Origin of the sequence: Microbispora cellulosiformans, from assembly GCF_008728085.1 — a bacterium.
In the GTDB taxonomy this organism is placed as follows: Bacteria; Actinomycetota; Actinomycetes; order Streptosporangiales; family Streptosporangiaceae; genus Microbispora; species Microbispora amethystogenes.
Genome location: NZ_VYTZ01000006.1, coordinates 151,096 through 176,128, shown reverse-complemented (window position 1 = coordinate 176,128; position 25,033 = coordinate 151,096). Strand labels below are relative to the sequence as shown.

The window sequence follows — 25,033 nt, the reverse complement described above, 5'->3', positions numbered from 1 at the left end:
CGCTCCGACGCAGGCCGCGATCGTTTCTTTGCCCTTCATGACGGGATCAGTGACCCCCGCCGCCCGGCACCCGGTAAACCGCCCAGTCACCGGAGCGGAAGCGGAGGCCGGCGAACCGGCCGATGCTCGTCCCCGGCCCGGTGAGCCGTTCGTCGGCGACCAGCCAGCGCACCCCGTAGCGGTCGCGCAGCAGCCCGATCGCCGCCGCCGAGGGGGTCGTGAACGCCGCCTCGTTCGCCGCCATCTTCCGCCCGTCCCAGAACGGGAGCACGGTCGCCGGCCGGTCCGGCCGCCAGGCGCCCTCGCTCCTCTCCGAGAAGGCCCAGCCTTCGACCAGCACCCTGCGCTCCGACAGCGCGGACACCCAGAAGTGGCGGCTGTCGCAGTGGCTCTCCGTGCCCCGCAGGCAGTGCGCGTTCGTGGCGACCAGGTCGCCGGGGGCGGAGTGGTCGCGCAGCCAGCGTCCGGCCGCCATCGCACCCGCGGGCACATCGGGCGGCACTGACTGCGCCCGCTCCGCCGCGACCGCACCACCCGAGCCGCCTCGCCCGGGCAGGTGCCCGAGGACGAACCCGTGGGCGTCGGCGAGCAGGCCGGCGCCCGCGAGCATGACGAGCGCCACGGCCGTCCCGCGGCGGCGTCCCCGCATCCGGGCCACGACGACCGCCGTGAGCACCGTGAGGGCCGCCAGCACGAGGTAGGGCGTGACGAGAGCGGCGTCCGGCCGGCCGGGGCCGAGCGGCACCCGGACCCCGCACAGGGCGGGGACCACGTAGGCGGCGGCCACCCCCGCGCAGGCCGCGGCGGCCGTCACCCGGCGCGGCTGCCGCGCGCGCCGCACGGCGGCGACGAGCCCGCACACCGACGCGATCACGAGGTAGGGGTAGGCCCCCCAGAGGAAGAAGAGGTGACTGCGGTTGGGATGGCCCAGCAGCAGCGCCGTGCCGAGGCCCGCCGCGCCCATGCCCAGCATGAGGGCGAGCGGTGGCCGCAGCGGCGACCGGGGCCGGATCAGCAGCCCGGCCGTCCCCGACCAGGTGACGAGCCAGCCCAGCAGCCACACCCCCGTCATGGCCCACAGCGAGCCCGGCGACGGCGACGCGAGCTGTCCCCGCCCGGTGAGCTCCTGCCAGGACGCCCGTACGGTGTAGAGAGGCGCGACGACGACGGCCTGCCGGGCCCCGCCGAACAGGACGAACTGCGCGTACAGGAGACAGCCGCCGGTGAGCGCCAGCATCGCGAGGGCGTGCCGGGACGGGCGGCCACGCCTGAGGGTCTCCGTCACGGCCACCGTCACCAGCCCCGCCGCGAGCAGGGGAAGATACGTCGCCTTCGCCCCCATGACCGCGAGGAGCAGGAGCGCCGCCAGGGCCCACGCTTCCCGGTGGCGCGGATTCCGGCGCGTGTCCACCAGCAGGACCACGAGCGCGGCGAACAGCACCGCGCCGAAGGTCTGGGTGGGGCTCGTCCAGGCGAGGTCGGGGATGCCGCCCCACGTGAACGACCCGTTGGAGCCGAGGTAGAGGCTGGGCAGCGCGACGAGCACGGCCCCCGCCACCGACAGCGAGGCCGCCGCCCACAGGCCCGTGACGCGCCGGGCCGTCATCCCGATCAGGACGACGAGGGCCGCGAGCATGGGCAGCACGGCGAGACGCGCCAGCAGCACCAGCGGCTCAAGCCCGCTGACCCAGCTCGCCGCCGCGAGGTGCGCGTAGACGAACCAGTGATAGAGCAGCGGCTCGCCGGCGACCATCGGCAGGCTGGGCGGCACGTGGTGCTTCAGCTCACCGGCCAGGGCCAGGTGGAAGGGAAGGTCGCTCACGAACCGGCCGAGATCCGGCCAGGTCAGCGGGTTCGGCCGGAAGTAGGTGACCGCGCCCCAGGCGGTCAGATAGGCGAAGGCGAGGGCGAGCGACCAGGAGTACCAGACGGGAGGCGCGCTCCGGCCTCGGCCGCTCCGCCAGTGCCGGCGCAGCCCCGGCACGGCCAGGAAGAGGACGTACGTGGCGACCGGCCAGCCCGCCACGAGCAGCGGCGCGCCCAGGGCGCGGGCCCCGATGTAGGCGAACACTTCGGTGGCGTACCCGCAGGTCAGGCCGAGAGCGATCTCCTCGGCCGCCGTACGGCCGCCGCGGTGGAGCGCCCGGACCCACAGCACGCCCGGCGCCGCGATCCCGAGCCCCGCGTACGCCGTGAAGCGGGCGACCTCCACGGCGGAGACGCCGTAGCGGAGCACGGCGGCCACCGCGAAGGCGGCCGCGAACGCCCCCGGCAGCCACCGTGCCCCCAACAGACGCCGCGCCGCCCTCGCGGCGGCCCTCCGCCGATCCCCCGGGTGCCGCCGTCCCGTCGCGGCGGATCGCGGCTGACGCCGAGTTTCGACCATGCGGTGAAGCCTGACGGCGGACGGCCGCCCCACGGCGGCGGGACCCCGCCGGCGGACCCGATCTTGCCGGGTCTTTTACGTCAGGGGAGCCGGTAGACGGCGTAGTCGCCCGAGCGGAACCGCAGCGCGGCGACCCTGCCGATCACCGCCGGTGAAGCGGCGGAACGCTCGTCGGCCATCAGCCAGCGCACGCCGTACCGGTCGCGGAGCAGCCGCAGCCCCTCCGCCGAGGGGGCGGTGAAGGCGAGGTCGTTCAGCCGCAGCCGCTCGGCGTCCCAGAACGGGAGGTTCTCCACCGCCTCCCCCGGCCGCCAGCGCCGCTGGTTCGTCTCCGTGTACGCCCAGCCCTCGGCGAGCACGCGCCGCTCGGTCAGCGCCGACACCCAGAACTGCCGGGTGTCGCAGGGGTCGGCGTATCCCCAGCGGCAGTGCGCGTTCGTCGCCACCAGGTCGTCCGGCGCGGCGTGCGCGCGCAGCCACCGCGCCGCCGGCACCAGACCCTGAGGCACGGCATCGGCGGCCACCGGCGGCACGCCCGTGGGGGTGCCCGGCGGGACCGGGTCCACGACCGACAGCGCACGGGCCGTCCAGGCGGCGGGCCAGCCCACCGCGCAGAACGCGACGAGCAGGCACGCCCAGGCCCCCGCGCGGCGCCGGGCGCGCCTCAGGCGGAAGACCACCGCGACCGCCGTCACCGCGACGACGGCCAGCACCGCATAGGGCCGGTAGAGGACGCCGTCCGGCTGTCCGGCGGGCAGCGGCGACCGGACGTCGCAGAGCAGCCGCACGAGGTTCGCGCAGACCACCCCGGCGCCTGCCGCGTACGTGACCGTGCGCGCGGGCAGGGCCGCGCGGCGGACCGCGGTGACGAGCCCGAAGGCGGCGACGATCATCAGGTACGGGTAGGCGGCGCCGAAGAAGTAGAGCTGACCGGCGGCCGGGTGGCCGAGGAGCAGGACGGCCCCCACCGACGCGGCGCCGGTGCCGAGCAGCAGGGTCACGTCGGGCCGCAGGAACAGCCGCGGCCGGTGGCCCAGGCCGAGCATCCCGCCCCAGGTGACCGCGAGGCACGACAGGTAGAGCGCGGTGATCCCCGCGACCGACACGGCGGGCGGAACCGCGCCGGGGTGGCCGGTCAGCTCCCCCCAGGCACGGCGGAGCAGCGACAGCGGATCGACCCCCATGGCCAGCCGCGCCCCGCCGAACAGCACGAACTGCGCGTACGCGGCGCACGCCAGGGTCAGGCCGAGCATGGCGAGCTCCGGCCACGGCGGACGCCGGCTCCTGATCGCCCGCACCGCCGCGACCAGCGCGAGACCGGCGGCCAGCGGCGGAAGATGGGTCGCCTTCGCCCCCGTCACCGCCACGCAGAACACGCCGTACAGGAGCCAGGCGCGCGGGTCCCGCGCGCGGGACCGCAGCAGTTCGATCGCCACCAGCGCGAGGAGCGCGAACAGCAGCGCGCCGAACGTCTGGCTCGGGCTGGTCCAGGACTGGAAGCCCCGCCAGGTGAACGTCCCGATGTTCGCCCCCCGGTAGAGGTTCGGGGCGGTCATGAGGACGGTGCCGGCCAGCGCCACCAGCGCGCCGGCGGACGAGCCGGTGACCCGCCGGCCGATCATCGCGAGGAGGACGACGAGGGCGGCCATCATGGGCGGCATGCCGAGGCGGAACAGCAGCACCAGCGGCTCGACGCCGGTGATCCGGCTCGCGGCGGCGAAGTGCGCGTAGACGAACCAGTGGTACGACAGCGGCTCTCCGGCGACCATCGGCGACATCGGCGGCATGTGGTGCCGCAGCTCGCCGATCAGGGCCAGGTGATAGGGCATGTCGGCGTCGGCGAAGGCCAGCGCCGGCCAGGTGAGGGCGTTGCCCCGGAGGAACGTCGCCACGGCCAGTGCCAGCAGGTAGACCATGGTCAGGGCGAGCGCCCACGACCACCACAGCGGCGCGGGCCGGCGGGACGGCCGTCTCCAGTGGCCGCGCAGGGCAGGCCACGCCAGGAACAGGGCGTACACGGTGGCGGGCCAGGCCAGGACGAGCAGGGGCGGCCCGGCCGCGCGGGCGGCGATGTAGGCGAGCGTCTCCAGCGCGTAGCCGAGAGCAAGGCCGAGGGCCGCCTCCTCCGCCGCCGTACGGCGGCCCGGCAGCAGGGCCCGGATCAGCAGCACGCCGGGACCGGCCAGGCACACGACGACGTACGCGGTGAAGGCGAGCAGGTCGCGCGGGGAGACACCGAAACGAAGCAGCGCCACCGCCGTGAGCGAGGCCGTCGCCGCGGCGGGCAGCCACGGCGACCGCAGGGCGCGCCGAGCCGGCCCCCGGTGCGTTGTCGGGTTCGTTGTCGGGTTCGTAGTCCGGCGCGTTGCCCGGCGTGTTCTCAGGGCCGCGCCCGGGACCGGCGCGGCGTCGGGAGCACGGACGGGCGAGGTCGTCTCCATGCGCGTCATCCTGACGAGGCGCAGGTGACGTGACCGCGCCGACACCCGGCGCGCGCTCTTTCCTTGCCGCGCCTTTGGGGTGCGGGGGCCGTGGGGTGCGGGGTGCTTGTCAGGGCCGGGGCGCCGGCCCGCGGACATCCGCCGGACCCGGCCGTCCGGGGGCATGGCTGGGAACACTCGGGACACTGCCGGGGACGCCGCTCGGGACACTGGTGGGGACACGGCGGAGGAGTCGCCGCGCTGACAGGAGCCAGAAGGCGGTGCCGAGGACGGCGAGGGCCAGTGTCCCCCAGGCGAACAGGCGGGCCGTCGCCGGGGCGTCCGGCGCCGCCCAGGCGGCCGCGAGCAGCGTCGCGACGAGCAGGGCGGCCTCGGCGCCGAGGTAGGTGAGCCGCCATCCCGACCTGCCCAAGGCCAGGGGCAGCACGTTGGACCAGCAGGCCGCTCCCTTCACGCAGGCGGCGCAGAGGAGGGGCACCGCCACCGCGCCGGCGCCCGCCTGACCGGGGCCGTAGACCAGGGTGATGACCGGGACCAGGACCGGCACCGCGACGGCGGCCGTCGTCACGCCGCCGATGGTCATCAGCCGCGTCACGCGCGCGACGTCCCGTCTCATGACGGCCGCGCCTGCGCCCTCCGCGACGGCCCGGGCGAGCCGCGGATACAGCATCGCGGCCACCGGAATCGCGAGGTTGGCGTAGAACCGCCCGGGAGCCATGGCGATCTTGAGGAGGGTGACGAGCGGCGGACCGCCGACGAGGCCCGCGACGGCGAGGATGCCCGAGTCGGACATCCCCGCGATCGTCGTGCCGGCCGTGGCCGGCACAGTGAACCGGAGCAGCCCGGCGGGCAGCGGCGGGCTCCCCGAGGGCGCACCGAGCGCCCGGGCGACCGCCCTCCCGGCGAGCAGGCAGAATCCCGCCGCCGCCAGCAGGGCGGCCGCGGCCTGACCGGCCAGGTAGAGCAGCGGACCGCCGGCGAGCAGCCCCGCGAACGAGAGCGCGACCGACAGCAGCGCGCCCAGCACGCGGACGACCCCCGACAGGGCCAGCCGGTCGGCCAGCGCGAACCCCGCGAAGGCCGTGCCGTACGGCGCCGTGGCTCCCCGGCCTGCCACCGACAGGGCGAGCGTGAGCGCGAAGCCCTCCGAGGTCAGGCCCGCGAGCCAGGTGCCCAGCACGACCGCGAGCGCCAGTGCGGTCGCCGCGAGGCCGATCCCCGCGTCCAGGCGCAGGAGACGGAGGAAGAGCGCGGTGCCGCGCCCGCCGCGCGCCTGTTCCAGGGGGACGAACCGCTGGGCGGCGTTCTCCAGGCAGGGATCGCCCAGCAGGAACCACAGGTTGGCGAGGGACTGCGCGAAGACGACCTGGCCGGTGGCCTCGGTTCCGGCGATGCGGACGAGGGCCACCAGACCGAGGGTGGGCAGCAGGGCCTCGCCGAAACCGGCCGCGCTCAGGGACGTGAAGGCCCGCAGGTGCCGCCGTCCAGGCGGCCGGACCCGGCCCCGCGTCACGGCCCCGCCGGTGCGGGAGTCCTGTGGACGACGCGTTCGTACAGCCGCTCGACGCGCGCGGCCACCAGCGGCCAGTCGAGATCCTCCACGGCCCGCATCCCCTTCTCGGTGGCCTGCGGCGGCAGGCCGTCCCGGTCGAGGAGGTCGCGCAGCCCGGCGGCCAGCCCGGCCGCCGATCCAGAGCGGAACGTCCGGTAGCAGTCCGGCGGGACCACCGGGTCGAGCGAGGCGTCCGACGACGCGAGGACGGCGGTGCCGAGGGCCAGCGCCTCCAGGGCCGCCAGAGGGATCCCCTCGCCGACGCCGGGCAGCCGGCGCGACGACTGCACGAAGACCTCCGCGCGGCTCACCAGCGCGCATACCTCGTCCCCGGACAGGTGCCCGGCGAGCTCCACTCCCGGGCACGTCGCCGCCAGCCGCCGCAGCCGGTCGCGTTCCGGCCCGTCTCCGGCGATGACCAGCCGCGCGTCCGGCCGGGCGGCCCGCACCCGGCCGAACGCCTCGATGGTCAGCTCGTGGTTCTTCACCGGCACGAGCGATCCCACGCTGACGACGAGGCCGCGCTCGCGCGGGCCGGATCGGAACCGGCGGAGACGGCCGAGGTCAACGCCGCTCGGCACGACCCGGATCAGCCGCCCCGTTACGCCGGCGGCGAGCAGGTCGGCCCTCGGCCGCGCGCCCACCACCGCGAAGCCGGCCACGTGGCGGAACGCGCGCGGCATGACCAGGCGGTGGCGCATCGCGAGGGCGCCGTGGACGTGCAGCACGAGCGGGACGCCGAGGCGCCGCGCCGCCGGGCCGAGCGTGAGCGCCTCCCGATGGTCCCCGTGCAGATGGACGACGTCGAGCGGGCCCGCGGCGGGCAGTGCCCCGGCGCACTCGACGGCGAAGCCCGCCTCGTCCGACCGCAGCGAGACGACCCGGGCGGGCCAGGTGCGCGCCGGGCGCAGCGGCTCCGTCCCTGGCAGGGGATCACCCCGCCGGTGCGCGACGACCACCTCGTGCCCGCGCCGCAGTTGCTCGCGGACGAGCCGTCCGACATAGCGTTCCTTGCCGCCGGGCTCGGGTGGCAGGCGATGGGCGATGTGCAGAATCCTCACGGCCGGCTCCTGGCTGGTGTGTCACAGACGCGCGTGTTCCCGGGGCGAGGCCGCCGTGGACATCGTGCGGGAGCGTTTGCGGGAGTGCGTCCACCCCACCGCCGACAGCAGACTCACGACCATCACGATCGGCATCCGCTGCCGGAAGATGAGGCCGATGTTGCTCATGCTGGTGGCGTAGGCGACGGTGCAGGGGACGACGAAGACCAGGAGGAGCATGAGGGCCCGGCGGTTGTGCCGCCACAGGTGCCGCCCGCCCCGCACCGCGCAGAAGAGCAGGTAGTACCAGAGCAGGGTCTCGATCTTGCCGAGCTGCAGCACGAGGCTTCCGCCCGTCCACGGGAACGGGGACAGCAGCGTGTAGAGGAGTTTCGGCGCGAACGCGCCCCACGGGTCGCCGCCGTCGGCGAAGACGACTCCCGAGCCGCCGTCGGCGTTCGCGCTGCGGACCGTCTCCGACTGCGCCTGTTCGAACTGCTGCTGCGGCGTCTCCACGGCCAGGTTCGTGGTCGCCTCGGGAAAGAAGACGAACAGCGACAGGGCGCCGGCCAGCAGGGCCAGCGTGCAGAGCGGAAGCGCCCGCCTGGCCCCCACGAAGCCGAACAGGAGCGGTCCCGCGCACATGAACACCATGTACGGCCGCACGTTCCACAGCGCGCCCAGCAGCGGTACGAGCAGCACCAGTTTGCGGAGGTCGAACCGCCGCGCGTTCGCGGCGGCCAGCCCGAGGCACGTCACCACGAGGAAGGCGTTGAACCCGTCCTTGAAGGTGTCCGCGGTGTGCAGCAGAAAGGCGGGCATGAACGCCGTGAGCACGAGCAGCCGGAAGGCGGCCCGCTCGTCGGCGCCGACCACCCTGGCGAACCGGTACATGACGACGCACAGCGCGCAGGCGACCAGCGCCACCACGGACGTGCAGGCCAGCGAGGCCCGGCCACCGCACAGGTAGACGACGAGCGCGAAGATGTTGCACGGCACGGCGACGTGCTCCAGGCTCGGCAACTGGTCGGAGGTGACGAACCGGATGCCGGCGTGGTTCCAGTACGCCGCGATCTCCAGGGCCCTCTTCTCGTAGCCGTAGTTGTCGCCGCCGTACGGCAGCAACCCGGTCTGCATGACCAGGGAGTGGATGAGCAGGCGCACGGAGAACGCCAGGAGCAGCACCCCTGTGACGGGCCCCGCCGCCCGTCTGTCCAGGCACGCGTGCGCCAGGAAGACGAGCGTTGCCGCGGCCACCGCGACGATTGCGTACTCCACGAAGAAATCACCCGAACGCTGTGGTGAGAAGGGCTCCCGCACTTCCCGTCAAGGTAACCGGAAGCCACCGGAGAACACCGGCGCGGAGGGGCCGGAGAACGCCAAGACCCCCTAAAGAAACCAAACGCGCCAGGGAATCGCCGGATCGTGGCGTGCCTGTGCCCGGCCATCGCGCCATGCTGTTACAACGGCGTCATGGCAGAACTCTTGACCAGGACGACGGCTCCCCCGGAAGGTACCGCCCAGGGAGAATCGTCGGCCAGGACGCGCCGCGTCACCACAATCGTCACGGCGGGGTTGCTGTTTCTTCTCACAATGGCCCGGCGCCCCGCCCGGGAATTCCATTACGACGCCATGTCGTACTGGGCCGGTTCAAAGGCCGGGTGGGAGGTGCTCCTCCACGGCGGCTGGGCGACCAAGGCAACGTTGCGGCCGATGACCGGCGGCGAGACCGGTCCCACCGGGACCGCGGTGCTCGACACCATGTTCGAGTTCCCCCTTCGCCTCCGGGGGGTTCTGACCTACCTCGTCTACGCGCCGGCGGCCCTGGTGGACCGCGTTCTCCCCGGCGCGGGCGCCGTCGCGGTCCTCGCCGAGAACGCGCTGATCCTGGCGGTGGCCGGGGCCGTGCTGCTGCCGGCCATCGCCTGGCGGCTCGGAGCGCGAGGCCCTCTGGTGGTCTGCCTGTGCGCGGCCCTGGCCTGGATCGCCGGCGCGCGTTTCGCGCCGTATCCGCTGATGGACCTGCCCGCGGCCGCCGCGTTCGTCTGCGCGGTCCTGTTCGCCTCGGCGAGGTCCCGGTGGGCGATCGCCCTGACGGGACTGTTCGCGGGGGTGGCCTTCAACATCCGGCCGGCCTACCTCCTCCCCCTCGTCGCGGTGGCCGCGGCGTCGGCGGCCGTCCACCGGCTGCGCGCCCTGTGGACACTGCCCGGCCTCGCCCTCGCCCTGCTTCCCCAGTTCGCGCTCAACCTCGTGCTGAACTACGGCTGGCTTCCCGCGCCGCCGCTCACCGCTCTCCTGGCGCGCTACCAAGCCGAACTCGGCTCCTACATCGTCCGGTACGACACCGTCCTGCCCGGCGCCCCCCGGTTGTTCTACTGCGATCCCCTGATGGCGTCCGTCTCCCGGGGCGGGCCGGCGCGGACCCTGCTGGCCGGCCTGCCGTGGTCGCCGGGCTTCCTCGCGGAGAAGTTCTCGGCCGCACTGGCCTGGTCGGGGTCGACGCCGTACAGCGCCCCGCCCGGTGTGGAGGGCTTCGGCCTCCTGCTGCCGATCGCGGCGGTGACCGTGTGCGGAGGAACGGCGCTGGTCGCGTCGGCGGTGCGCGCCCGCGCGGGGGTGCCGCGCGGTCACGCGCTGACGGTGGTCGCGGCGTTCCTGGGAGCCGCCGCCACGCTCGTCACGACGACGACCGAGGCGCGCTTCGCCCTTCCCGTGGTGCTGCTCGGCGCGGCGGGCTGCGCCCTGCTCGTTCCGCGCGTTCTGGGAAGAGAATCCCGGATGAGCCGCGGCTGGTGGCTCGCGGCCGGGACGGTGACGGCGCTCGTGGTGGCCTTCGCCGTGCTGGGCCTGCGGCACCCCCTCGCGTCGGGGCCGACGGACCCGGCGGCCTGCGCCGCCCTGCGCTGACGCTCCACCGGGCTGTTCACCCCGCTCGACTCATTGGGCTCGACTCACCGGGCTCGACTCACCGGGCTCGACTCACCGGGCCAGTTCCTCGTAGAGCTGCTCGAACCACTCCGCGGTGCCGGCCATGTCCAGCCCCTCGGCGGAGGCCAGGGCTCCGGCCCGCAGGTCCCGGTGCGTACGCGGTTCCATGGCCTGCAGCATCGCCCCGGTCAGGCCGGGCGCGGAGCCCGGCTCGGTCAGGATCCCGTTGTGACCGGAGACGACCAGGTCGGGCACTCCCCCCACCCGGGTGGAGACGACGGGCACCCCGGCCGCGAGCGCCTCCATCACCACCACCGGGAGCCCTTCGTGGTCGGAGGAGAGGACCAGGACATCGGCGGCGGCGACCAGCCGGCCCGCCCTGGGGACCTGCCCCAGGACCTGTATCGAGCCGTCCAGGCCGAGGGCCGCCACCTCCCGGGTGATCTCGTGCCGCAGCGGGCCGTCGCCCGCGAGCAGGAACAGGGTGCCGGGCCTGCGCCGTACGACCTCCGTCGCCGCCTCGACGAGCAGCCGGTGGTTCTTCTGCGGGCGGAAGTTGGCCACGCAGGCGAACAGGAACGCGTCGCCGGGCACCCCGAACTCGCGCCGCACCTCGGCGGCCCGGGCGCTCCACCTCCGCTGCTCCGCCACGTCGACGCCGTGGACGCGGGTGAGCACGCGGCGGCAGCCGGCCGTGGCCTTCGACCGCGCCACGAGCGGCGACACCGCGACCGTGCAGTCGTCGAGTCCACGGGTCAGGCGGTCGAGCCTCCCGAACCTGCGCCAATGCTCGTTGTGCACGGTCCTGACCAGAGCGGGCCGGCCCGAGAGCCACCCGGTGAATCGGACCAGGGGGCGTAGGACGACGGCGGGCGCCGGAGAGTGCACGTTCAGCACGTGGGGCGCGAGCCTGCGAACCGTGGCGGCGAGCCTCGCGTAGACGAGCGGACGCGGGCATGCGCTGAGATCGACGACGGTCACACCGGCCGCCCGGAGGCGCTCCACCAGTTCGCCGGTGGACGCGCGCATGCAGACCACGGTGTAGTGGAGGACGTCCGTGCGGGCCCGGATCAGCCGCTCCACGAGCAGCACCTCGGCGCCGCCGACGTCGAGGGTCTTCACGACCTCGCACACCCGGAGATCACTCATAGCTTCCAATCGCGTTCCGGCCGTCGTGCGCCGATTTCTTTGTCCGATCGGGGCGAAATCGCGGTCCGGACCGGACCGTCGCCGCCCGTTACGACCCGGCAGCGCAAGGAAAATCGCTGGAAACCCCCGGCGACAAGCCGCACACGGCGTCTTGGCCTTTTCTTTCCGGCAAACTCCGGCCGCTTTTCCGTTGATTCAGCGCCGTCCATTCGGTGATCAGGTGATCGATCACGCGGGAGTACCGGATTCGGAAACTCTTGTCCCGCACGGTGGGCACGTCGCGGCGCGGGCGGGGCGGCGGGTTAGCTTTTGTCCTCGTGAAACAGCTCTGTGAGCGAGGAGCCCCGTGCTGACGTCGGACGGCCGTATTCGTGTCATGGAAATCATCGCGCGCATGAACGTCGGCGGTCCCGCGACCCAGGTCATGGGACTGTACGAGGGTCTCGACCGCGAGGAGTTCGACCACCGCCTCTACACCGGCCACGTCGACGGCGACGAGGCCGACCGGCTCGGCGACCGGCTTCTCGACGGGGACGGCACGACGCGGGTGCACCGCGTCGCCGGTCTCGGCCGGGCGGTCCGGCCCGCCGACGACTGCCGCGCGCTCGCCCGCCTGACCGGCGCCATGCGGGAGTTCCGGCCGCACATCGTGCACACCCGCACGGCCAAGGCCGGGGCCCTGGGGCGTACGGCCGCCTGTCTCGCCGGCGTCCGCGCGGCCCGGGTGCACGTGTTCCACGGGCATCTGCTCCACGGCTACTTCTCGCCGGCGAAGCGGCGCCTCTACGTCATGGCCGAACGGCGCCTGGCCGCGATGACCGACCGCCTGGTGGCCGTCGGCGCCCGGGTCCGCGACGACCTGCTCGCCGCCGGGATCGGGCGGCCGGAGCAGTACATCGTGATCCCGCCCGGCGTGTCGCTGGGCCGGGTCCCCGGCCGCGCGGCGGCACGCGCCGCCCTGGGCCTTCCGCCGGATGTGCCCGTCGTCGCCTTCGTCGGCCGCCTCACGCGGGTGAAACGGCCCGACCGGTTCCTCGCCACCGCGCATGCCGTGCTCCGCCGCCTGCCCACGTGCCGGTTCGTCGTCTGCGGAGGCGGCGAGCTGACCGGGGAGGTGGAGCGCGGCGCGGCGGAGGCGCCGCGCTCCTTCCATCTGCTCGGGTGGCGGCGGGACGTCGAGACCGTGTACGCCGCGGCCGACGTGGTCGTCCTCACCTCCGACAACGAGGGCACGCCCCTGACGCTCGTCGAGGCGGGCATGACCGGGACTCCCGTGGTCGCCACGAGGGTGGGCAGCGTCGCCGAGGTCGTCCACGACGGCTCCACCGGGCTGCTCGCGGCTCCCGACGCCGGTGAACTGGCCGGGCACACCGTGCGCCTGCTGTCCGATCCCGCGCTCGCCGCCCGGATGGGCGAGACCGCGCTGCGCTGGACGACGGCGGCCTTCGGCGTGGAGCGGCTGGTCGCCGACACCGAGGAGCTCTACCGGTCGCTGGCCGCCACGTCACGACGTCTCAGGGGGAGCGTCGCATGAGGGTCCTCGTCACCGGCGGCGCCGGATTCATCGGCGCCAACCTCTGCCGGACGCTCACGACCCGGCCGGAGGTCGAGAGCGTCACGGTGCTGGACGACTTCAGCACCGGGAGCCGCGCCAACCTCGACGACGTGGGGGTCCGCGTGGTGGAGGGCAGCATCCTCGACCGGGACCTCCTGGCGGAGATCGTCCCCGGCGCGACGCACGTGATCCACCTCGCGGCCCGGCCGTCGGTGCCGAGGTCCCTGGCCGATCCCATCGCCTCGCACACCGTGAACGCGACGGGCGCCCTCCACGTGCTCGACGCCTGCCGGGCCACCCGGCCGCACGTCGTGCTCGCGTCCTCGTCGTCGGTGTACGGCGACTGCCGCGAGCCCCGCAAGCACGAGGACCTTCCGGCGCGGCCGCTCAGCCCGTACGGCGCCGGCAAGCTCGCGGCGGAGGCGTACGCGCTGGCGTACGCGGAGAGCTACGGCCTGCCGGTCCTGCCGTTCCGCTTCTTCAACGTCTACGGGCCGCTCCAGCCGGCCGGTCACGCCTACGCCGCCGTCGTCCCGGCCTTCGTGTCCGCCGCCCTGGCCGGGCGGCCGGTCCAGATCCATGGGGACGGCGAGCAGTCGCGCGACTTCACCTTCGTGGGGTCGGTGGCGGGCGTCGTGGCCGAGGCCGCCGTACGCCGGATCACCAGCCGGAGACCGGTGAACCTGGCGTTCGGCACCCGGGTGTCCCTGCTCCGCCTCAGACAGGCCCTGGAAGCCGTGCTGGAGCGGCCGATCGAGGTGGAGTTCCGGCCGGCGCGGGCGGGCGACATCAGGCACTCCCGGGCGTCGTCCCGCCTGCTGCTGGACCTGCTCCCCGGAACCCGGCCCGTGCCGTTGGACGAGGGGCTCCACCTGACCGTGAGCTGGTTCGAGAAGGGGCCGGGGAAGGCCCTGCCCGCGGGCGGCTGACCGCCGCGCCACCGTGTCCGATCCCCGTGTCCGATCCCCGTGTCCGACCCCCGTGTCCGATTACCGACGCCTATCACCGACGCCATTCAGCGACACGATCCACCGACGCGATTCACCGGTGCGACCCCGTCGACCGCCATCTACGTGGAGAGAAGTGTTGACCATGCCGAGCGCACACACCACCTATCTGATAACGGGCGGAAGCGGCTTCGTCGGATCCCATCTGACCGACGCCCTGCTCGCGCGGGGCGACTCGGTGACCGTCCTGGACGACATGTCGACCGGGCGCCGCGAGAACCTCGCGCAGCATGCGGGCGATCCCCGGCTGCGGCTGGTGCAGGGCTCGGTCCTCGACCCTCTCCTGGTCGACGAACTGGTCCACCAGTGCGACGTGGTCGTCCATCTCGCCGCCGCGGTGGGCGTGAAGCTGATCGTGGAACGCCCGCTCCGCTCGCTGACCACGAACATCCGCGGCACGGAGACCGTGATCGAGGCGGCGCACCGCCACCGCCGGAAGGTCCTCCTGACGAGCACGAGTGAGATCTACGGCAAGAACTCCGCGGGGCCGCTCAGCGAGACGTCCGACCGCGTCCTCGGCAACCCCGGCGTCGTCCGCTGGTCCTACAGCACCGCCAAGGCCGTGGACGAGATCCTGGCCAACGCCTACCACCGCGAACGCGGCCTGCCGGTCGTCGTCGTCAGGCTGTTCAACACGGTCGGCCCCCGGCAGAGCGGCGCCTACGGCATGGTCATCCCGCGCCTCGTCAGACAGGCGGTCGCCGGTGTCCCGCTGACCGTCTTCGGCGACGGCACCCAGACCCGCTGCTTCACCCACGTGCTCGACGTCGTACGGGCCCTGGTCGAACTGCTGCACCACGACGGCGCGGTCGGCCGGACCTTCAACATCGGCCGCAGCGACGAGGTGAGCATCCTGGAGCTCGCCAAGCTGATCGTCGAGCTCAGCGGGAGCACCTCCGGCGTCGACCTCGTCCCCTACTCCGACGCCTACGGTGCGGGCTTCGAGGACATGGCCCGCCGGGTGCCCGACACCACCCGGCTGCGCGAGCTCACCGGATGGACACCCCGCCGGACGCTCGACGACATCCTGCTGGAGACCATCACCGAGGCCCGGGCCGAACAGGCGGCGGCGCGGCGATGAACGGCCCGGTTCTCCTCACCGCGGCGGCGGGCGCCTTCCTGCTGTCGGCCGCGGCGACGCCCCTGCTCAGACGTGTGGCGTTGCGCTGGGACGTCACCGACCGGCCCGGCGGCCACAAGGCCCACCGGCGTCCCACGCCGTTCCTGGGCGGTCTCGCGATCACGCTGGGCGCGGTCGTCCCTCCGGCCGCCCTCGCGGGCCCGGCCGACCCCCGCGCCGTCGCGATCGTCGCCGGCGCGCTGGCCGTGGCTCTGCTGGGACTGATCGACGACCTGCGGCAACTGTCCATGGGGGCCCGGCTGGCGGTCGAGTCGCTGGCGGCCGGAGGAGTGGTGCTGACCGGCGTGCAGGCGCCCGTCACCGGAGGCTGGCCGGACATCCCGATCACCATGCTGTGGATCGTCGTCATCACCAACTCCTTCAACCTTCTCGACAACATGGACGGCGCCCTCGGCGCGGTCGCCGCCGCGAGCGCGGCGACCCTGGCGGCGGTGGCCTTCCTGTCCGCCCAGCCGGTGATCGGGATGGTGCTCGTGAGCCTGCTGCTGTCCGTCGCGGGGTTCCTTCCGTACAACTGGGCGCCGGCGAAGATCTTCATGGGGGACGCCGGATCGCTGTTCATCGGGTTCGTCCTCGCCTGCTCGGCGGCGCTGCTGGTCACCGGCCGGGACCGCGTCACCGCGGTCGCCGGTCTGCTGCTGCCGGCCTTCGTCGCGACCGTCGACACGGGGGTCGTGCTGCTGTCCCGGAAGAGGGCGGGACGTCCCCTGACGCAGGGCGGGACCGACCATCTCTCTCACCGCCTGTGCGGGCTCGGGCTCGGCCCGGCCCTCACGGCCGTGACCCTGGCCGTGATCGCGGCCGTCGCCGGCCTTCTGCACCTCGTGATGCTGCTGGGCTGGATCACCCCGCTCGGCGCGGCGTCCGCCGGCGTGGTGGCCGCCTGCGCGCTCATCGGCCTGCCGCAGCGGGTGCGGGTCTACCCGCGGGCCCTTCCACAGACGTCATCTCCGACCGGAAAGCGATGATCATGGACTCTCTCTACTACACCCGGCTCGTCCGCGGAAACTGGCCGGCGCTCCTGCTCGCGCTGGGCATCGGGGTGGGCGCCGGCCTCGCCGTCACCGCCTACACCCCGCCGAAGTACGTCGCGACGATGACCATGCTGCTGACCGCCGACGAGACGGACGACGACATCTCCGCCGCCCTCCAGGCCTGGTCGCTGTCCACCCAGCGGGTGCAGTCGTACGCCGCCCTCCTGACCAGCCGCAGGGTGGTGAGCCAGGTCGCCGCGGACGGGGACGCCGGGGCGCTCCAGGGGAGCATCACCGCCGAGGTCGTGCCCAGCACCTCCATGCTCCGCGTGAGCGTCACCGACAGCGATCCGGCGCGGGCGGCCCGGGCGGCCAACGCCCTGGGCGCCGTGTTCACGAACGTGGTCAACGAGATCGGCGGGCCCGCGGCGGGCGACCACCCCGTGCTCCGGACCAGCGTGATCGACCCGGCCGAGACCCCGAGCACGCCGGTCTCGCCCAACCCGCCGGCCAACGCCGCGCTCGGCGCGCTGATCGCGCTGTTCGCCGCGATCGGCGGCCTGGTCCTGCGCGACCGGCTGGACACCACCATCAGGACCACGGAGGCGTTGCGGCAGGCCACCGGAGGCACCGTGCTCGGCACCGTCGCCATCGAACGGGAGGCGCGGGACCACCCCCTGATCGTCGGGGACGCCGGCCGGTCGCCGCGAGCGGAGTCCTTCCGCGCCCTCCGGACGAACCTGCACTCCAAAGGAGTCGGCCGGGAGGTGAGGTCGCTGGTGGTGACCAGCTGCCTGCCGGAGGCGGGCAGGTCCTCCACCACAGCGAACCTCGCGATCGCCATGGCCGAGGCGGGCCGGCGCGTGCTCCTCGTCGACGCCGACCTCCGCCGTCCCCGCCTTGGCGGTCACCTGGGCATCGAGGCGAGCGCCGGCCTCAGCGACGTGCTCGTCCAGCATGCCCGGCTGCGGGACGTCATCCAGACGTGGGGCCGGCCGGGCCTGTCCGTGCTGCCCAGCGGCAGGATCCCGCCGAACCCCGGCGAGCTGCTCGCCTCCCGGGGCATGGGCGCGCTGCTGGCCCAGCTCCGCGAGGAGTACGACATGGTCCTCATCGACGCGCCGCCGCTGCTGCCCGTCACCGACGCCGCCGCCCTCTCGGCGATCTGCGACGGCGCCCTGCTCGTCGTGCGGCACGGCAGGACGCGGCGCGAGCACGTGCTGCGCGCGGAGGAGACGCTGTCGTCGGCCGGCGCCCGTCTCGTCGGGACGGTCCTGAACTTCGTGCCGGTGAAGCGGAACGACCGCTACGGGTACGCCTCCGGACCCCAGGCGGTCCAGGAGACGCTGCCGAGCACCGCTCCGGCGCACGTGTGAGCGGCCGCCCCCGGGGCCACGGCCCCGGGGGCGCCGGGCCTTCACGGTTCAGGGCGAGCAGCCTCTGTCGTCGGCGGTCACCGTCGTGCGCTGCGGACGGACCAGCGGCTGCACGGGGACCACCGGAGCCGTCCGCGCGTACGGTTCGAGCAGGTCGAACTCCAGCGTCCGCGACTGGCCCGGCGCGAACTCCAGCACCTTGGAGAACACGGGATGCGACCGCTCGGTCTCCGAATAGAACGGGATCGGCCGGCCGTCGAGCCGGACCGCCGCCGCCTTGGCCCCGGTCGCGGCGTACAGCGACACCCACAGCAGGTTGGAGCCGGCCGCGTGCGGACGCCGCGGGGTGTCGAGGCGGCCCGTGACGTACGCCGGGAGAGTCCCGCGCGGCACGTCGTTGGTCAGCCGGATCCGCACCGTGGAGGCGCGCGTGCCGTCCGGCCGGCACGGGCCGAGGGCATAGGTGAGCGAGCGGTCCAGGTAGTAGTCCAGCTTGGTGCCGGCCGAATTGTTCACCACCAGCCCGGCGTACGGCCCCGGCCGTTCCGGCAGCACGCCGCCGAGCGGGGTCTCCGCGAGACGGCGCTGCTCGCCGGCGGCCCGGCTCCAGACCCGCAGCCGCTGCTCGCCCACCATGCGGGAGAGGGCCGGCAGCAGCCGGACGGGATCGCTCAACCGGCGGGTCAGCGCCTCGCTGACCGCGCCGGCGATGCCGATCAGGTACTTCTTACGCTCGCGGGGATCGGGGTAGCGGGCGTAGGCCGCCCGCTCCGTCAGGTCGACCACGCCGCCCTCCGTCACCGTCTCGCCGCCGGGCAGCCGCACGGGCCCGATCACGTCCAGGAGGTAGGACAGGCCGACCGGGTCGGTCGCGACGGCTCCGTCGAGCGTCTGGCCGGTCTGGCGCCGCCACAGCCCCGTCCAGGTCGTCGCGGCGTACGGGAAGTGCGGGGAGAGGTTGGAGACCGACAGCATGGTGGTGGGGCCGCGCCCGTACCGCGAGAGGAACCGCGGGCCGAGGTCGGCCACGGGCTCGGGGCTGCTCGCGAGGCCGTTGTCGGCCGACAGCCGCGTCACCGACAGGCTGCCGTGGTCGGCCGTGAGGACGCCGATCGCGCCGACGAGGCCGCCGGTGCCGCGCGCCTCGGCGTTCGTCTCGAAGGCCAGGAAGTAGCGGCGGGGGCCGTCCCGGCCGAGCATGGGCGGCAGGAGCGCGGCGGCCTCCGCCCCCTGGTCCAGGAAGCCGCGCAGCCGGGCCGCCTCGCGCAGCACGGCGCCGCGCGCGCCGTCCAGCGCGGCCAGCCCGGTCGACGCGGGAGTACGCGCCACGAGCGCCCTCGCCGTCTCCACCCGGATGGCGGCGTCGCGCAGCACCGGCGCCATCGCGTCGAGGGCGTCGATCGCCCGCCGCAGATCTCCCGGCGCCCGGGCGCCCGCCGTGAGGAGGGGCGCGGCCGAGCGCTCCACCCGGACCAGCGCGCCGGTGATGTCCGCGACCGACGCGGCGAGGCCCCGGGCCGTGGCGGCGCCGTCGCCCACCACGGGCAGGTGCGTGAGCATCGCCCAGTAGACGCCGCCGCTCAGCCGCCGCGCCTCGGCCGCGTGCCTCAGGGCGTCGGCGAGCGCCGCGGCGGCCGGGCTGTCCGGTCCCAGGGTTCCCGGGTCGAGGTCGCCGGGCCGCGCCCGGAGCAGTGCGGCCCTCGCCGCCTCCAGGTGGTCGCGCACGCCGAGCCCGAGGTGGACCGCCCAGCCCCCGGCCAGCGTGAGGCCGAGGGCCAGCGTCGGCAGGCCGGCGATGGCCAGCCTGCGGGTTCTTCCAGGTGTCACCGGACCACCGCGTCGGTGCTACCCGGCATCGGTGGAGCGCCGCCGCCGCGCGGCGACGAGGGTGCTGCCGAACGCGACGGCCAGCAGGCCCGCGCCGGCGACGGCCACGCTCGCGGGCGCGCCCGTGAACGGAAGCTGGGCGCCGCCCGCCGGGCCGGCCGCGGCGACCGGCGCGGGACCGGCCATCTCCTCGGGCGCGACGCCGGGCATCTCGTCCGCCTCATCCGCCTCGTCCGCCTCGTCCTCGTCGGACTCGTCCTCGTCGGTGGTGTCCTTCTCGGGGAACTCCTCCTCGCCCGACTCCTTCCCGGGCTCCTTCTCCGGAAGCCCCTCCTCGTCGGTGGCCTCCTTTCCGGGAAGCGCCTCCGGCTCCCCCTCGACGGCCGAGGCCTTGCCCGCTCCCACCGGCGCCTCCGGCCACTGCTCCGCGCTCTGCGTCGCGTTCTGCAGCGGCGCGACCGCGCCCTCGGGCGCACCGGCGCCCGCACCGGTGCCCGGGCCGATCGCCGGGCCGATGCCGGTGACGCCGGGGCCCCCAGTGCCGAGACCCGTGCCGAGACCGTTGCCGAGACCCGTGCCCGCGCCCGCGGGCGCGGCGATGGGCTGCGCGTTGCCGGACTTGGTGTCGTTGTAGGTGTAGGCCAGCGGATAGCTCCAGCCGAAGTTCTGGTTCCACATCCCGCCGTTGTTGTTACACGTGTTGCCCGTGCAGACGGGCTGCTGCGCGGCCGTCCCCGGCTCGTTCTCCTGCACGACCGGGCTCACGTCGACGTCCTCGCCCGGCTCCTCGGCGTTCTCCAGGGTGACGGGCTCCGGCGAGAGGCCCGGCTCGTCCTCCGCCGGGGCGGCCGGTGACATGACGGTCCGCGCGGCCGCGGCCGCGGGGATCCCGAGCGTCAGGCCACCCGCGACCGTCACCGCCAGAAGAATGGGTAGGGTGTTTTTTCGCGCCACTTTGGACTCCCGATAACGGCGTTCACATAAATGAGCATCTGCCCCGGCGACTGTTATAAGCGGCGACGAAGATCGGCTCGGTCGCGGCGTACGGCACTTACCGAACGATCGGCCAGGGTTCTCGGTACGTTGACCGCGACCCGCTCACCGTTCCCGCGCCCCTCCGTGACCGCGCGTGCCGAAGATCGCGTGCCAAAGATTTCGTCAACGCCCCCGCGCGACGGCCGCCGATCGGCGCCGGAAGGCGATACTCGGTCCGTGCGCGGAGACGGCGGCGGAGACGGCGGCGGAGACGGCGGCGGAGATGGGGCCGGAGATGGGGGCGGAGAGGGCGGCGGAGCCGTGACGGCGACCGTCCGGGTGGTCGGCGAGCTGTGCCTGCCCGCCGGGCTGGTCCTGCTGTTGTTCTACGCGTACCTGCTCTGGGGCACCGGCGCGGAGACCGAACGGGAGCAGCGCGTCCTGCAGTCGCGGCTGGGGGAGGTCTTCCTGCGGCACGAGGGGCACGGTTCCCCGGGCGGGGCCGGGATCGGCGACGCCCTGGCGCTGCTGCGCATCCCGCGCCTGGGCGCCGGGTACCGGTTCGCCGTCGTCGAGGGCATCGGCCCCGACGAGCTGCGCAAGGGCCCCGGTCACTACCCCGGCACCGCCCTGCCCGGTCAGGTGGGCAACTTCGTGCTCTCGGGGCACCGCACCACCTACGCCGCGCCGTTCAACCGGATCGACGAACTGCGGCCCGGCGACGACGTCGTGGTGGACGCGCCGGACGCCCGCTACACCTACCGGGTGCGGGGCAAGGAGGTCGTGGACCCCGGCGACCTGGACGTCGTCGATCCCGTCCCGGGGCATCCGGCGCGGCGTCCCACGCGGGCGCTGATGACCATGACCACGTGTGATCCCAAGTTCTCCGCGGCACGGCGCCTGATCGTGCGGAGCGAGCTCGTCCGCCGCGAGGAACGCCGGGATCGGTAGGGGGATCTCCTATGTACAGGTTCCTGTGGCGGCGGCTGCCCGGCGGCACCCCGCTCCGGCTGGCGATCACCGTGCTGCTGACCGGAGCCGTGGTGGCCGCGCTGTGGTACGTCGTGTTCCCCTGGCTGGCGCCGCGCCTGCCGATGGGATGAGCCGGTCGCCGGGCTCACGAACCGCCCGGCGACCGCACCCGGTCAAAGGGCGATACCGAGCAGCGCGTCGGCGACGTCGCGGACCAGCGCGGGCGAGGAGGCGTCGTCGCCCTCCCCGGCCGCCCAGGCGTCGATCGCGGCGAGCGCGCCGGGCGCGTCGAGGTCGTCCGCGACCCGCTCGCGAACCGCCGCGAGCACGGCGTCGCCCGCGGGCCCCGCCGGACGCGCCACCGCCGCGCGCCACCGCGCCAGCCGGGCCTCCGCCTCGGTGAGCTGGTCCGCCGTCCACTCCCAGTCGGTGCGGTAGTGGTGCGCCAGCAGGGCGAGCCGTACGGCCATGGGGTCGGTCACCGGCCGCAGCCGGGAGACGAACACGAGGTTGCCCTTGGACTTCGACATCTTCTCGCCGTCGAGGCCGACCATGCCGGCGTGCACGTACGCCCGCGCGAACGGCCACTCGCCGGTCGCCACGTGACCCTCGCAGGCGCCCATCTCGTGATGGGGGAAGATCAGGTCGGAGCCGCCGCCGGCGACGTCGAACCCGGTGCCGAGGTTGCGCAGGGCGATGGCCGTGCACTCGACGTGCCAGCCCGGCCTGCCCCGGCCGAAGGGCGAGTCCCAGGAGGGCTCGCCGGGCCGCTCGGCCCGCCACAGCAGCCAGTCGAGCGGGTGACGCTTGCCCTCCCTGCCCGGGTCTCCCCCGCGCTCGGCGAACAACGCGAGCATCGTCTCCTCGGAGTATCCCGAGACCGCGCCGAACTTCGGCGCCGCCGTGACGGAGAAGTAGACGTCGCCGTCGATGTCGTAGGTCGCGCCGCGCTCGGTCAGCCGGCCGATCACCTCGGTGATCTCGTCGATCGTCTCGGTGACCCCAACGTACTCACGGGGCGGCAGGATCCGCAGCGCCTCCATGTCGGAGCGGAACAGCTCGATCTCGCGCTCGCCCAGGGACCGCCAGTCGGTGCCGGTCGCCGCCGCCCGCTCCAGTAGCGGATCGTCCACGTCGGTGGCGTTCTGCGTGTAGTGCACGTCGTGGCCCGCGTCGCGCCAGGCCCGGTTCACGAGGTCGAAGGCGAGGTAGGTGTTGGCGTGCCCGAGATGCGTGGCGTCGTACGGCGTGATGCCGCAGACGTACATCCGGGCCTCACCCGTGGGGGCCGTCTCCCGCACCTCTCGGGCGGCGGTGTCGTACAAACGGAGCGGAAGGCCCGGACCAGGCAGCCTGGGGACATTCGGAGCAGACCACGATCGCATGGTGTGCAGCCTATCCGCGCGCCCGACGACGCCGGCCGGGCGGTCTGCCCCGGGACGTGTCGATCTCGTGCCAGGTGGAGGGGTCGTCCGGCTGGGGGCAGAAGTCGTAGCGCAGCCCCTCCGGGGCCAGGGCGACCAGCGTCACCGACAGGCTCGCGAAGATCCGCCCGTCCGGGAGGCGCCGCCGCACGATCAGGGCCCGGGGGTCGTCCCAGGCCACCGCGCCTCCCACAGCGTCCCCCACCGTGCCCTCTGCTGCGCCGCCCGCCGTGCCGCCCATTCCGGCGCCGGAGGCCGGGTCCAGCCACTCCCCCCAGAAACGCTCCGTGGAGCCGCCGGCGGTCCACTCCGGCCGGGCGGCGCGGGCGAACCGGGGCCGGAACCAGGCGGTCCGCGGGTCGCGGTCGGACCGGTCCCAGCCCGTGTTCACGATCATGTGGACGCCCGCGGGCAGCTTCTCCTCGGCGAGCCGTTCGCCGTCCCAGCTCCACAGCCGCACGCCGTCGAGACCGCCGAGGACGAGGTGGAAGGGGTCGTAGCGGAACAGGTCGACCGGCGGCAGCTCCCCCGCCTCGGCGGCCAGCAGCGGCAACTCGCCGCGGGATCGCCGCCCGGCCGCGGGGGCCGCCGTGCCCTCGCCGTTGAGCAGCGCGGCCACGCGCCGCTCCGCCGGGCCGGCGGCCAGCCAGGTGCCGCCCGCCTCCAGGTCGCGGCCACCGACCAGCCCGGGGTGATCGGGCCAGTGCCGGTCGGGCGACATCCACGGCCGCGTGACGAACTCGTCACGCACGCCCACCAGGAGCACCGGTGTGCCGGCCTCCGGGTCGACGCTCACGATGACCGTACACACTGCGTGTTCCCTCCAAAAACGGTAGAGACCCCTGCAGAGTGCACAATACGTACGTTCTGCGCAAGTTCCGGACGGACCATCAGATCGGCGGCCACGGGATGGCGGGCCAGTCGTCGGAGGGGTGCGGGTGGACGCCGGTGGCCAGCAGTCTCTTGACCCGCTCCCAGGTCGCCTCCACCTCGGCCTGGGTGAGCAGCTCGCGCAGCCGCCGCCCGAGACGGCCCCGCTCGATCTCGCGCTCCAGCCGCTCCAGCACGTTGACCGCCTCGCGCGGCAGCGTCCTGCCCCGCCACTGCCACAGCACGGTGCGCAGCTTGTCGTCCACCGAGAAGCACACTCCGTGGTCGACGCCGTACACGTGGCCGTCCGGCAGCGGCAGCAGGTGACCGCCCTTGCGGTCGGCGTTGTTCACCACCGCGTCGAAGACGGCCATGCGGCGCAGGGCGGGGTTGCGGCTGCGCATCAGGGTCATCAGGTCGGCGTCGGGATCGGCGTCGATCCACAGTTGCACCATGCCCGGGCCGAAGGGGCCGTCCCGGAGGACCGTCGGCGGCACGATGCGCCAGCCGGTGGCCGCCGCCACCTCGTAGGCGGCCACCTCGCGGGCCGCGAGCGTGCCGTCGGGGAAGTCCCACAGGGGCCGCTCGCCGCGCACCGGCTTGTACACGCACGCCGCCGCGTGCTCGCCGGTGGCGACGGAGCAGTAGAGCGTCATGTTCGTGGCCTCGACGAGTCGCCCGGCCACTTCTAAGGTGCCCTCCCGCAGCAGGCGCATGGCCGCCGCGTCATCCAGCCCTGTCCTGTCAGGTCCGGCTCTGTCCACGCCGCCGATGCTCGCCTCGTCCTCAGCCGTCATCCGGATCCCGCCGCGCGTGCGGCCCCGCCTCTCACAAGGACCTGCCTCTCACGCGGACAGCCCTCCGGGATGGTGACCGTTGAGCCGTACGCAGATGTGGCCCTCCGGGTCGAGGGGCCGGCCGCACAACGGGCACGGAGGCCGGCCCGCGGCCACCACCTCCAGGGCCCTGCGGCTGAACGCGCGGGCGGCGGCGGCGCTGATCCGCACCCTGAGGACGGCGGGCTCGGGCCGGTCGTCGGCCGGCGGCTCGTCCTCCTCGTCGCCCTCGCCCGCCTCCTGCGCCTCGATGACCACCTGGGAGGTCTCCGGGTCCCAGGCGAGCGCCATCGTGCCCACCCGGAAGTCCTCGTCGAGCGGCAACTCGAGCGGCCCCTCGTCGGTCAGATCGGCGGGGGCGACGGCCGGGACCGGCGCGCGCCCGCCGCTGCGCCGCAGCACCTCGTCGAGCAGCTCGTCGAGACGGTCGGCCAGCACGGCGACCTGGAACTTCTCGAGCGCCACGGTGGTGATCCTGCCGTGGCCGCGGGCCTGCAGGAAGAAGGCTCGTGCGCCCGGTTGCCCAACGGCACCGGCCACGAACCTGTCAGGCGGATCGTAATCGAAGACCGGCATA

General features: G+C 74.2%; 20 protein-coding genes. 8 read left to right on the top strand and 12 right to left on the bottom strand.

The genetic code is table 11. From position 1 onward, the window contains the following. Nucleotides 1-46: 46 nt before the first annotated feature. From F5972_RS17960 to F5972_RS17940, 5 genes are all read right to left on the bottom strand, one after another. Nucleotides 47-2,290 carry a hypothetical protein gene (locus tag F5972_RS17960; RefSeq protein WP_150934715.1) on the bottom strand — a complete coding sequence of 748 codons (2,244 nt, stop codon included), beginning with the start codon at nucleotides 2,288-2,290 and terminating at the stop codon, nucleotides 47-49. A gap of 176 nt (nucleotides 2,291-2,466) precedes the next feature. Further along, entirely contained in the window at nucleotides 2,467-4,641 is a 2,175-nt protein-coding gene (locus F5972_RS17955) for a hypothetical protein (RefSeq protein ID WP_150934714.1), read from the bottom strand. A 295-nt stretch (nucleotides 4,642-4,936) separates the two neighbouring features. Continuing rightward, the gene (locus F5972_RS17950) at nucleotides 4,937-6,340 is read right to left on the bottom strand and encodes a polysaccharide biosynthesis protein (RefSeq protein ID WP_150934713.1); all 1,404 of its coding nucleotides are present in this window, start codon (nucleotides 6,338-6,340) and stop codon (nucleotides 4,937-4,939) included. After that, nucleotides 6,337-7,440, bottom strand: a complete 1,104-nt coding sequence (locus F5972_RS17945; RefSeq protein ID WP_150934712.1) for a glycosyltransferase family 4 protein — start codon at nucleotides 7,438-7,440, stop codon at nucleotides 6,337-6,339. The genes F5972_RS17950 and F5972_RS17945 overlap by 4 nt, the downstream gene beginning before the upstream one ends. Nucleotides 7,441-7,461: 21 nt before the next feature. Next, nucleotides 7,462-8,697: a hypothetical protein gene (locus F5972_RS17940; protein ID WP_150934711.1), complete on the bottom strand. Its 1,236-nt coding sequence runs from the start codon at nucleotides 8,695-8,697 to the stop codon at nucleotides 7,462-7,464. Nucleotides 8,698-9,051: 354 nt separating this feature from the next. On the opposite strand from F5972_RS17940, the gene F5972_RS17935 reads away from it, so the two are divergent. Further along, nucleotides 9,052-10,329 (top strand): hypothetical protein, encoded by a 1,278-nt coding sequence (locus tag F5972_RS17935; protein ID WP_225311602.1) that lies wholly within the window; start codon nucleotides 9,052-9,054, stop codon nucleotides 10,327-10,329. Nucleotides 10,330-10,401: 72 nt separating this feature from the next. Here the strand turns inward: F5972_RS17935 and F5972_RS17930 are convergent, their stop codons facing one another. Further along, a complete protein-coding gene (locus F5972_RS17930; RefSeq protein WP_150934709.1) occupies nucleotides 10,402-11,499 on the bottom strand; it encodes a glycosyltransferase in 1,098 nt (365 codons plus the stop codon). Between the two features lie 376 nt (nucleotides 11,500-11,875). Between F5972_RS17930 and F5972_RS17925 the strand changes: the two genes are divergently transcribed. The 5 genes from F5972_RS17925 to F5972_RS17905 all read left to right on the top strand — a co-directional run bounded on the left by F5972_RS17925 (nucleotide 11,876) and on the right by F5972_RS17905 (nucleotide 17,552). Continuing rightward, the gene (locus tag F5972_RS17925) at nucleotides 11,876-13,033 is read left to right on the top strand and encodes a glycosyltransferase (protein WP_225311601.1); all 1,158 of its coding nucleotides are present in this window, start codon (nucleotides 11,876-11,878) and stop codon (nucleotides 13,031-13,033) included. Next, nucleotides 13,030-13,983, top strand: coding sequence for an NAD-dependent epimerase/dehydratase family protein (locus F5972_RS17920; RefSeq protein ID WP_150934708.1), 954 nt, complete (start codon nucleotides 13,030-13,032; stop codon nucleotides 13,981-13,983). Before F5972_RS17925 ends, F5972_RS17920 begins: the two co-directional genes overlap by 4 nt. Before the next feature lie 163 nt (nucleotides 13,984-14,146). Further along, entirely contained in the window at nucleotides 14,147-15,142 is a 996-nt protein-coding gene (locus F5972_RS17915) for an NAD-dependent epimerase/dehydratase family protein (protein ID WP_150934707.1), read from the top strand. After that, nucleotides 15,139-16,170 (top strand): glycosyltransferase family 4 protein, encoded by a 1,032-nt coding sequence (locus F5972_RS17910; protein WP_191910183.1) that lies wholly within the window; start codon nucleotides 15,139-15,141, stop codon nucleotides 16,168-16,170. The genes F5972_RS17915 and F5972_RS17910 overlap by 4 nt, the downstream gene beginning before the upstream one ends. A 2-nt stretch (nucleotides 16,171-16,172) precedes the next feature. Beyond that, nucleotides 16,173-17,552: a polysaccharide biosynthesis tyrosine autokinase gene (locus F5972_RS17905; protein WP_191910182.1), complete on the top strand. Its 1,380-nt coding sequence runs from the start codon at nucleotides 16,173-16,175 to the stop codon at nucleotides 17,550-17,552. A gap of 48 nt (nucleotides 17,553-17,600) precedes the next feature. Here the strand turns inward: F5972_RS17905 and F5972_RS17900 are convergent, their stop codons facing one another. Continuing rightward, nucleotides 17,601-19,379 (bottom strand): DUF4012 domain-containing protein, encoded by a 1,779-nt coding sequence (locus tag F5972_RS17900; RefSeq protein WP_150934704.1) that lies wholly within the window; start codon nucleotides 19,377-19,379, stop codon nucleotides 17,601-17,603. Nucleotides 19,380-19,397: 18 nt separating this feature from the next. Continuing rightward, complete coding sequence (locus F5972_RS17895; RefSeq protein ID WP_150934703.1) at nucleotides 19,398-20,297, bottom strand: hypothetical protein; 900 nt, start codon at nucleotides 20,295-20,297, stop codon at nucleotides 19,398-19,400. 294 nt (nucleotides 20,298-20,591) lie between these two features. Here F5972_RS17895 and F5972_RS17890 point away from each other — a divergent pair, with 294 nt between their 5' ends. Together F5972_RS17890 and F5972_RS37300 are read left to right on the top strand one after the other, a co-directional pair. Continuing rightward, nucleotides 20,592-21,305: a class E sortase gene (locus F5972_RS17890; RefSeq protein WP_225311600.1), complete on the top strand. Its 714-nt coding sequence runs from the start codon at nucleotides 20,592-20,594 to the stop codon at nucleotides 21,303-21,305. 11 nt (nucleotides 21,306-21,316) lie between these two features. Next, entirely contained in the window at nucleotides 21,317-21,457 is a 141-nt protein-coding gene (locus F5972_RS37300; protein ID WP_191910180.1) for a hypothetical protein, read from the top strand. Between the two features lie 42 nt (nucleotides 21,458-21,499). Here the strand turns inward: F5972_RS37300 and mshC are convergent, their stop codons facing one another. The 4 genes from mshC to F5972_RS17870 form a co-directional block, all read right to left on the bottom strand. After that, a complete protein-coding gene (gene mshC / locus F5972_RS17885; RefSeq protein WP_150934702.1) occupies nucleotides 21,500-22,711 on the bottom strand; it encodes a cysteine--1-D-myo-inosityl 2-amino-2-deoxy-alpha-D-glucopyranoside ligase in 1,212 nt (403 codons plus the stop codon). A 10-nt stretch (nucleotides 22,712-22,721) separates the two neighbouring features. Next, nucleotides 22,722-23,546 carry an NRDE family protein gene (locus F5972_RS17880; RefSeq protein ID WP_318527604.1) on the bottom strand — a complete coding sequence of 275 codons (825 nt, stop codon included), beginning with the start codon at nucleotides 23,544-23,546 and terminating at the stop codon, nucleotides 22,722-22,724. Between the two features lie 94 nt (nucleotides 23,547-23,640). Then, a complete protein-coding gene (locus F5972_RS17875; protein ID WP_150934700.1) occupies nucleotides 23,641-24,417 on the bottom strand; it encodes an SCO1664 family protein in 777 nt (258 codons plus the stop codon). Between the two features lie 48 nt (nucleotides 24,418-24,465). Beyond that, complete coding sequence (locus tag F5972_RS17870; protein ID WP_117409432.1) at nucleotides 24,466-25,032, bottom strand: DUF3090 domain-containing protein; 567 nt, start codon at nucleotides 25,030-25,032, stop codon at nucleotides 24,466-24,468. Nucleotide 25,033 lies beyond the last annotated feature (1 nt).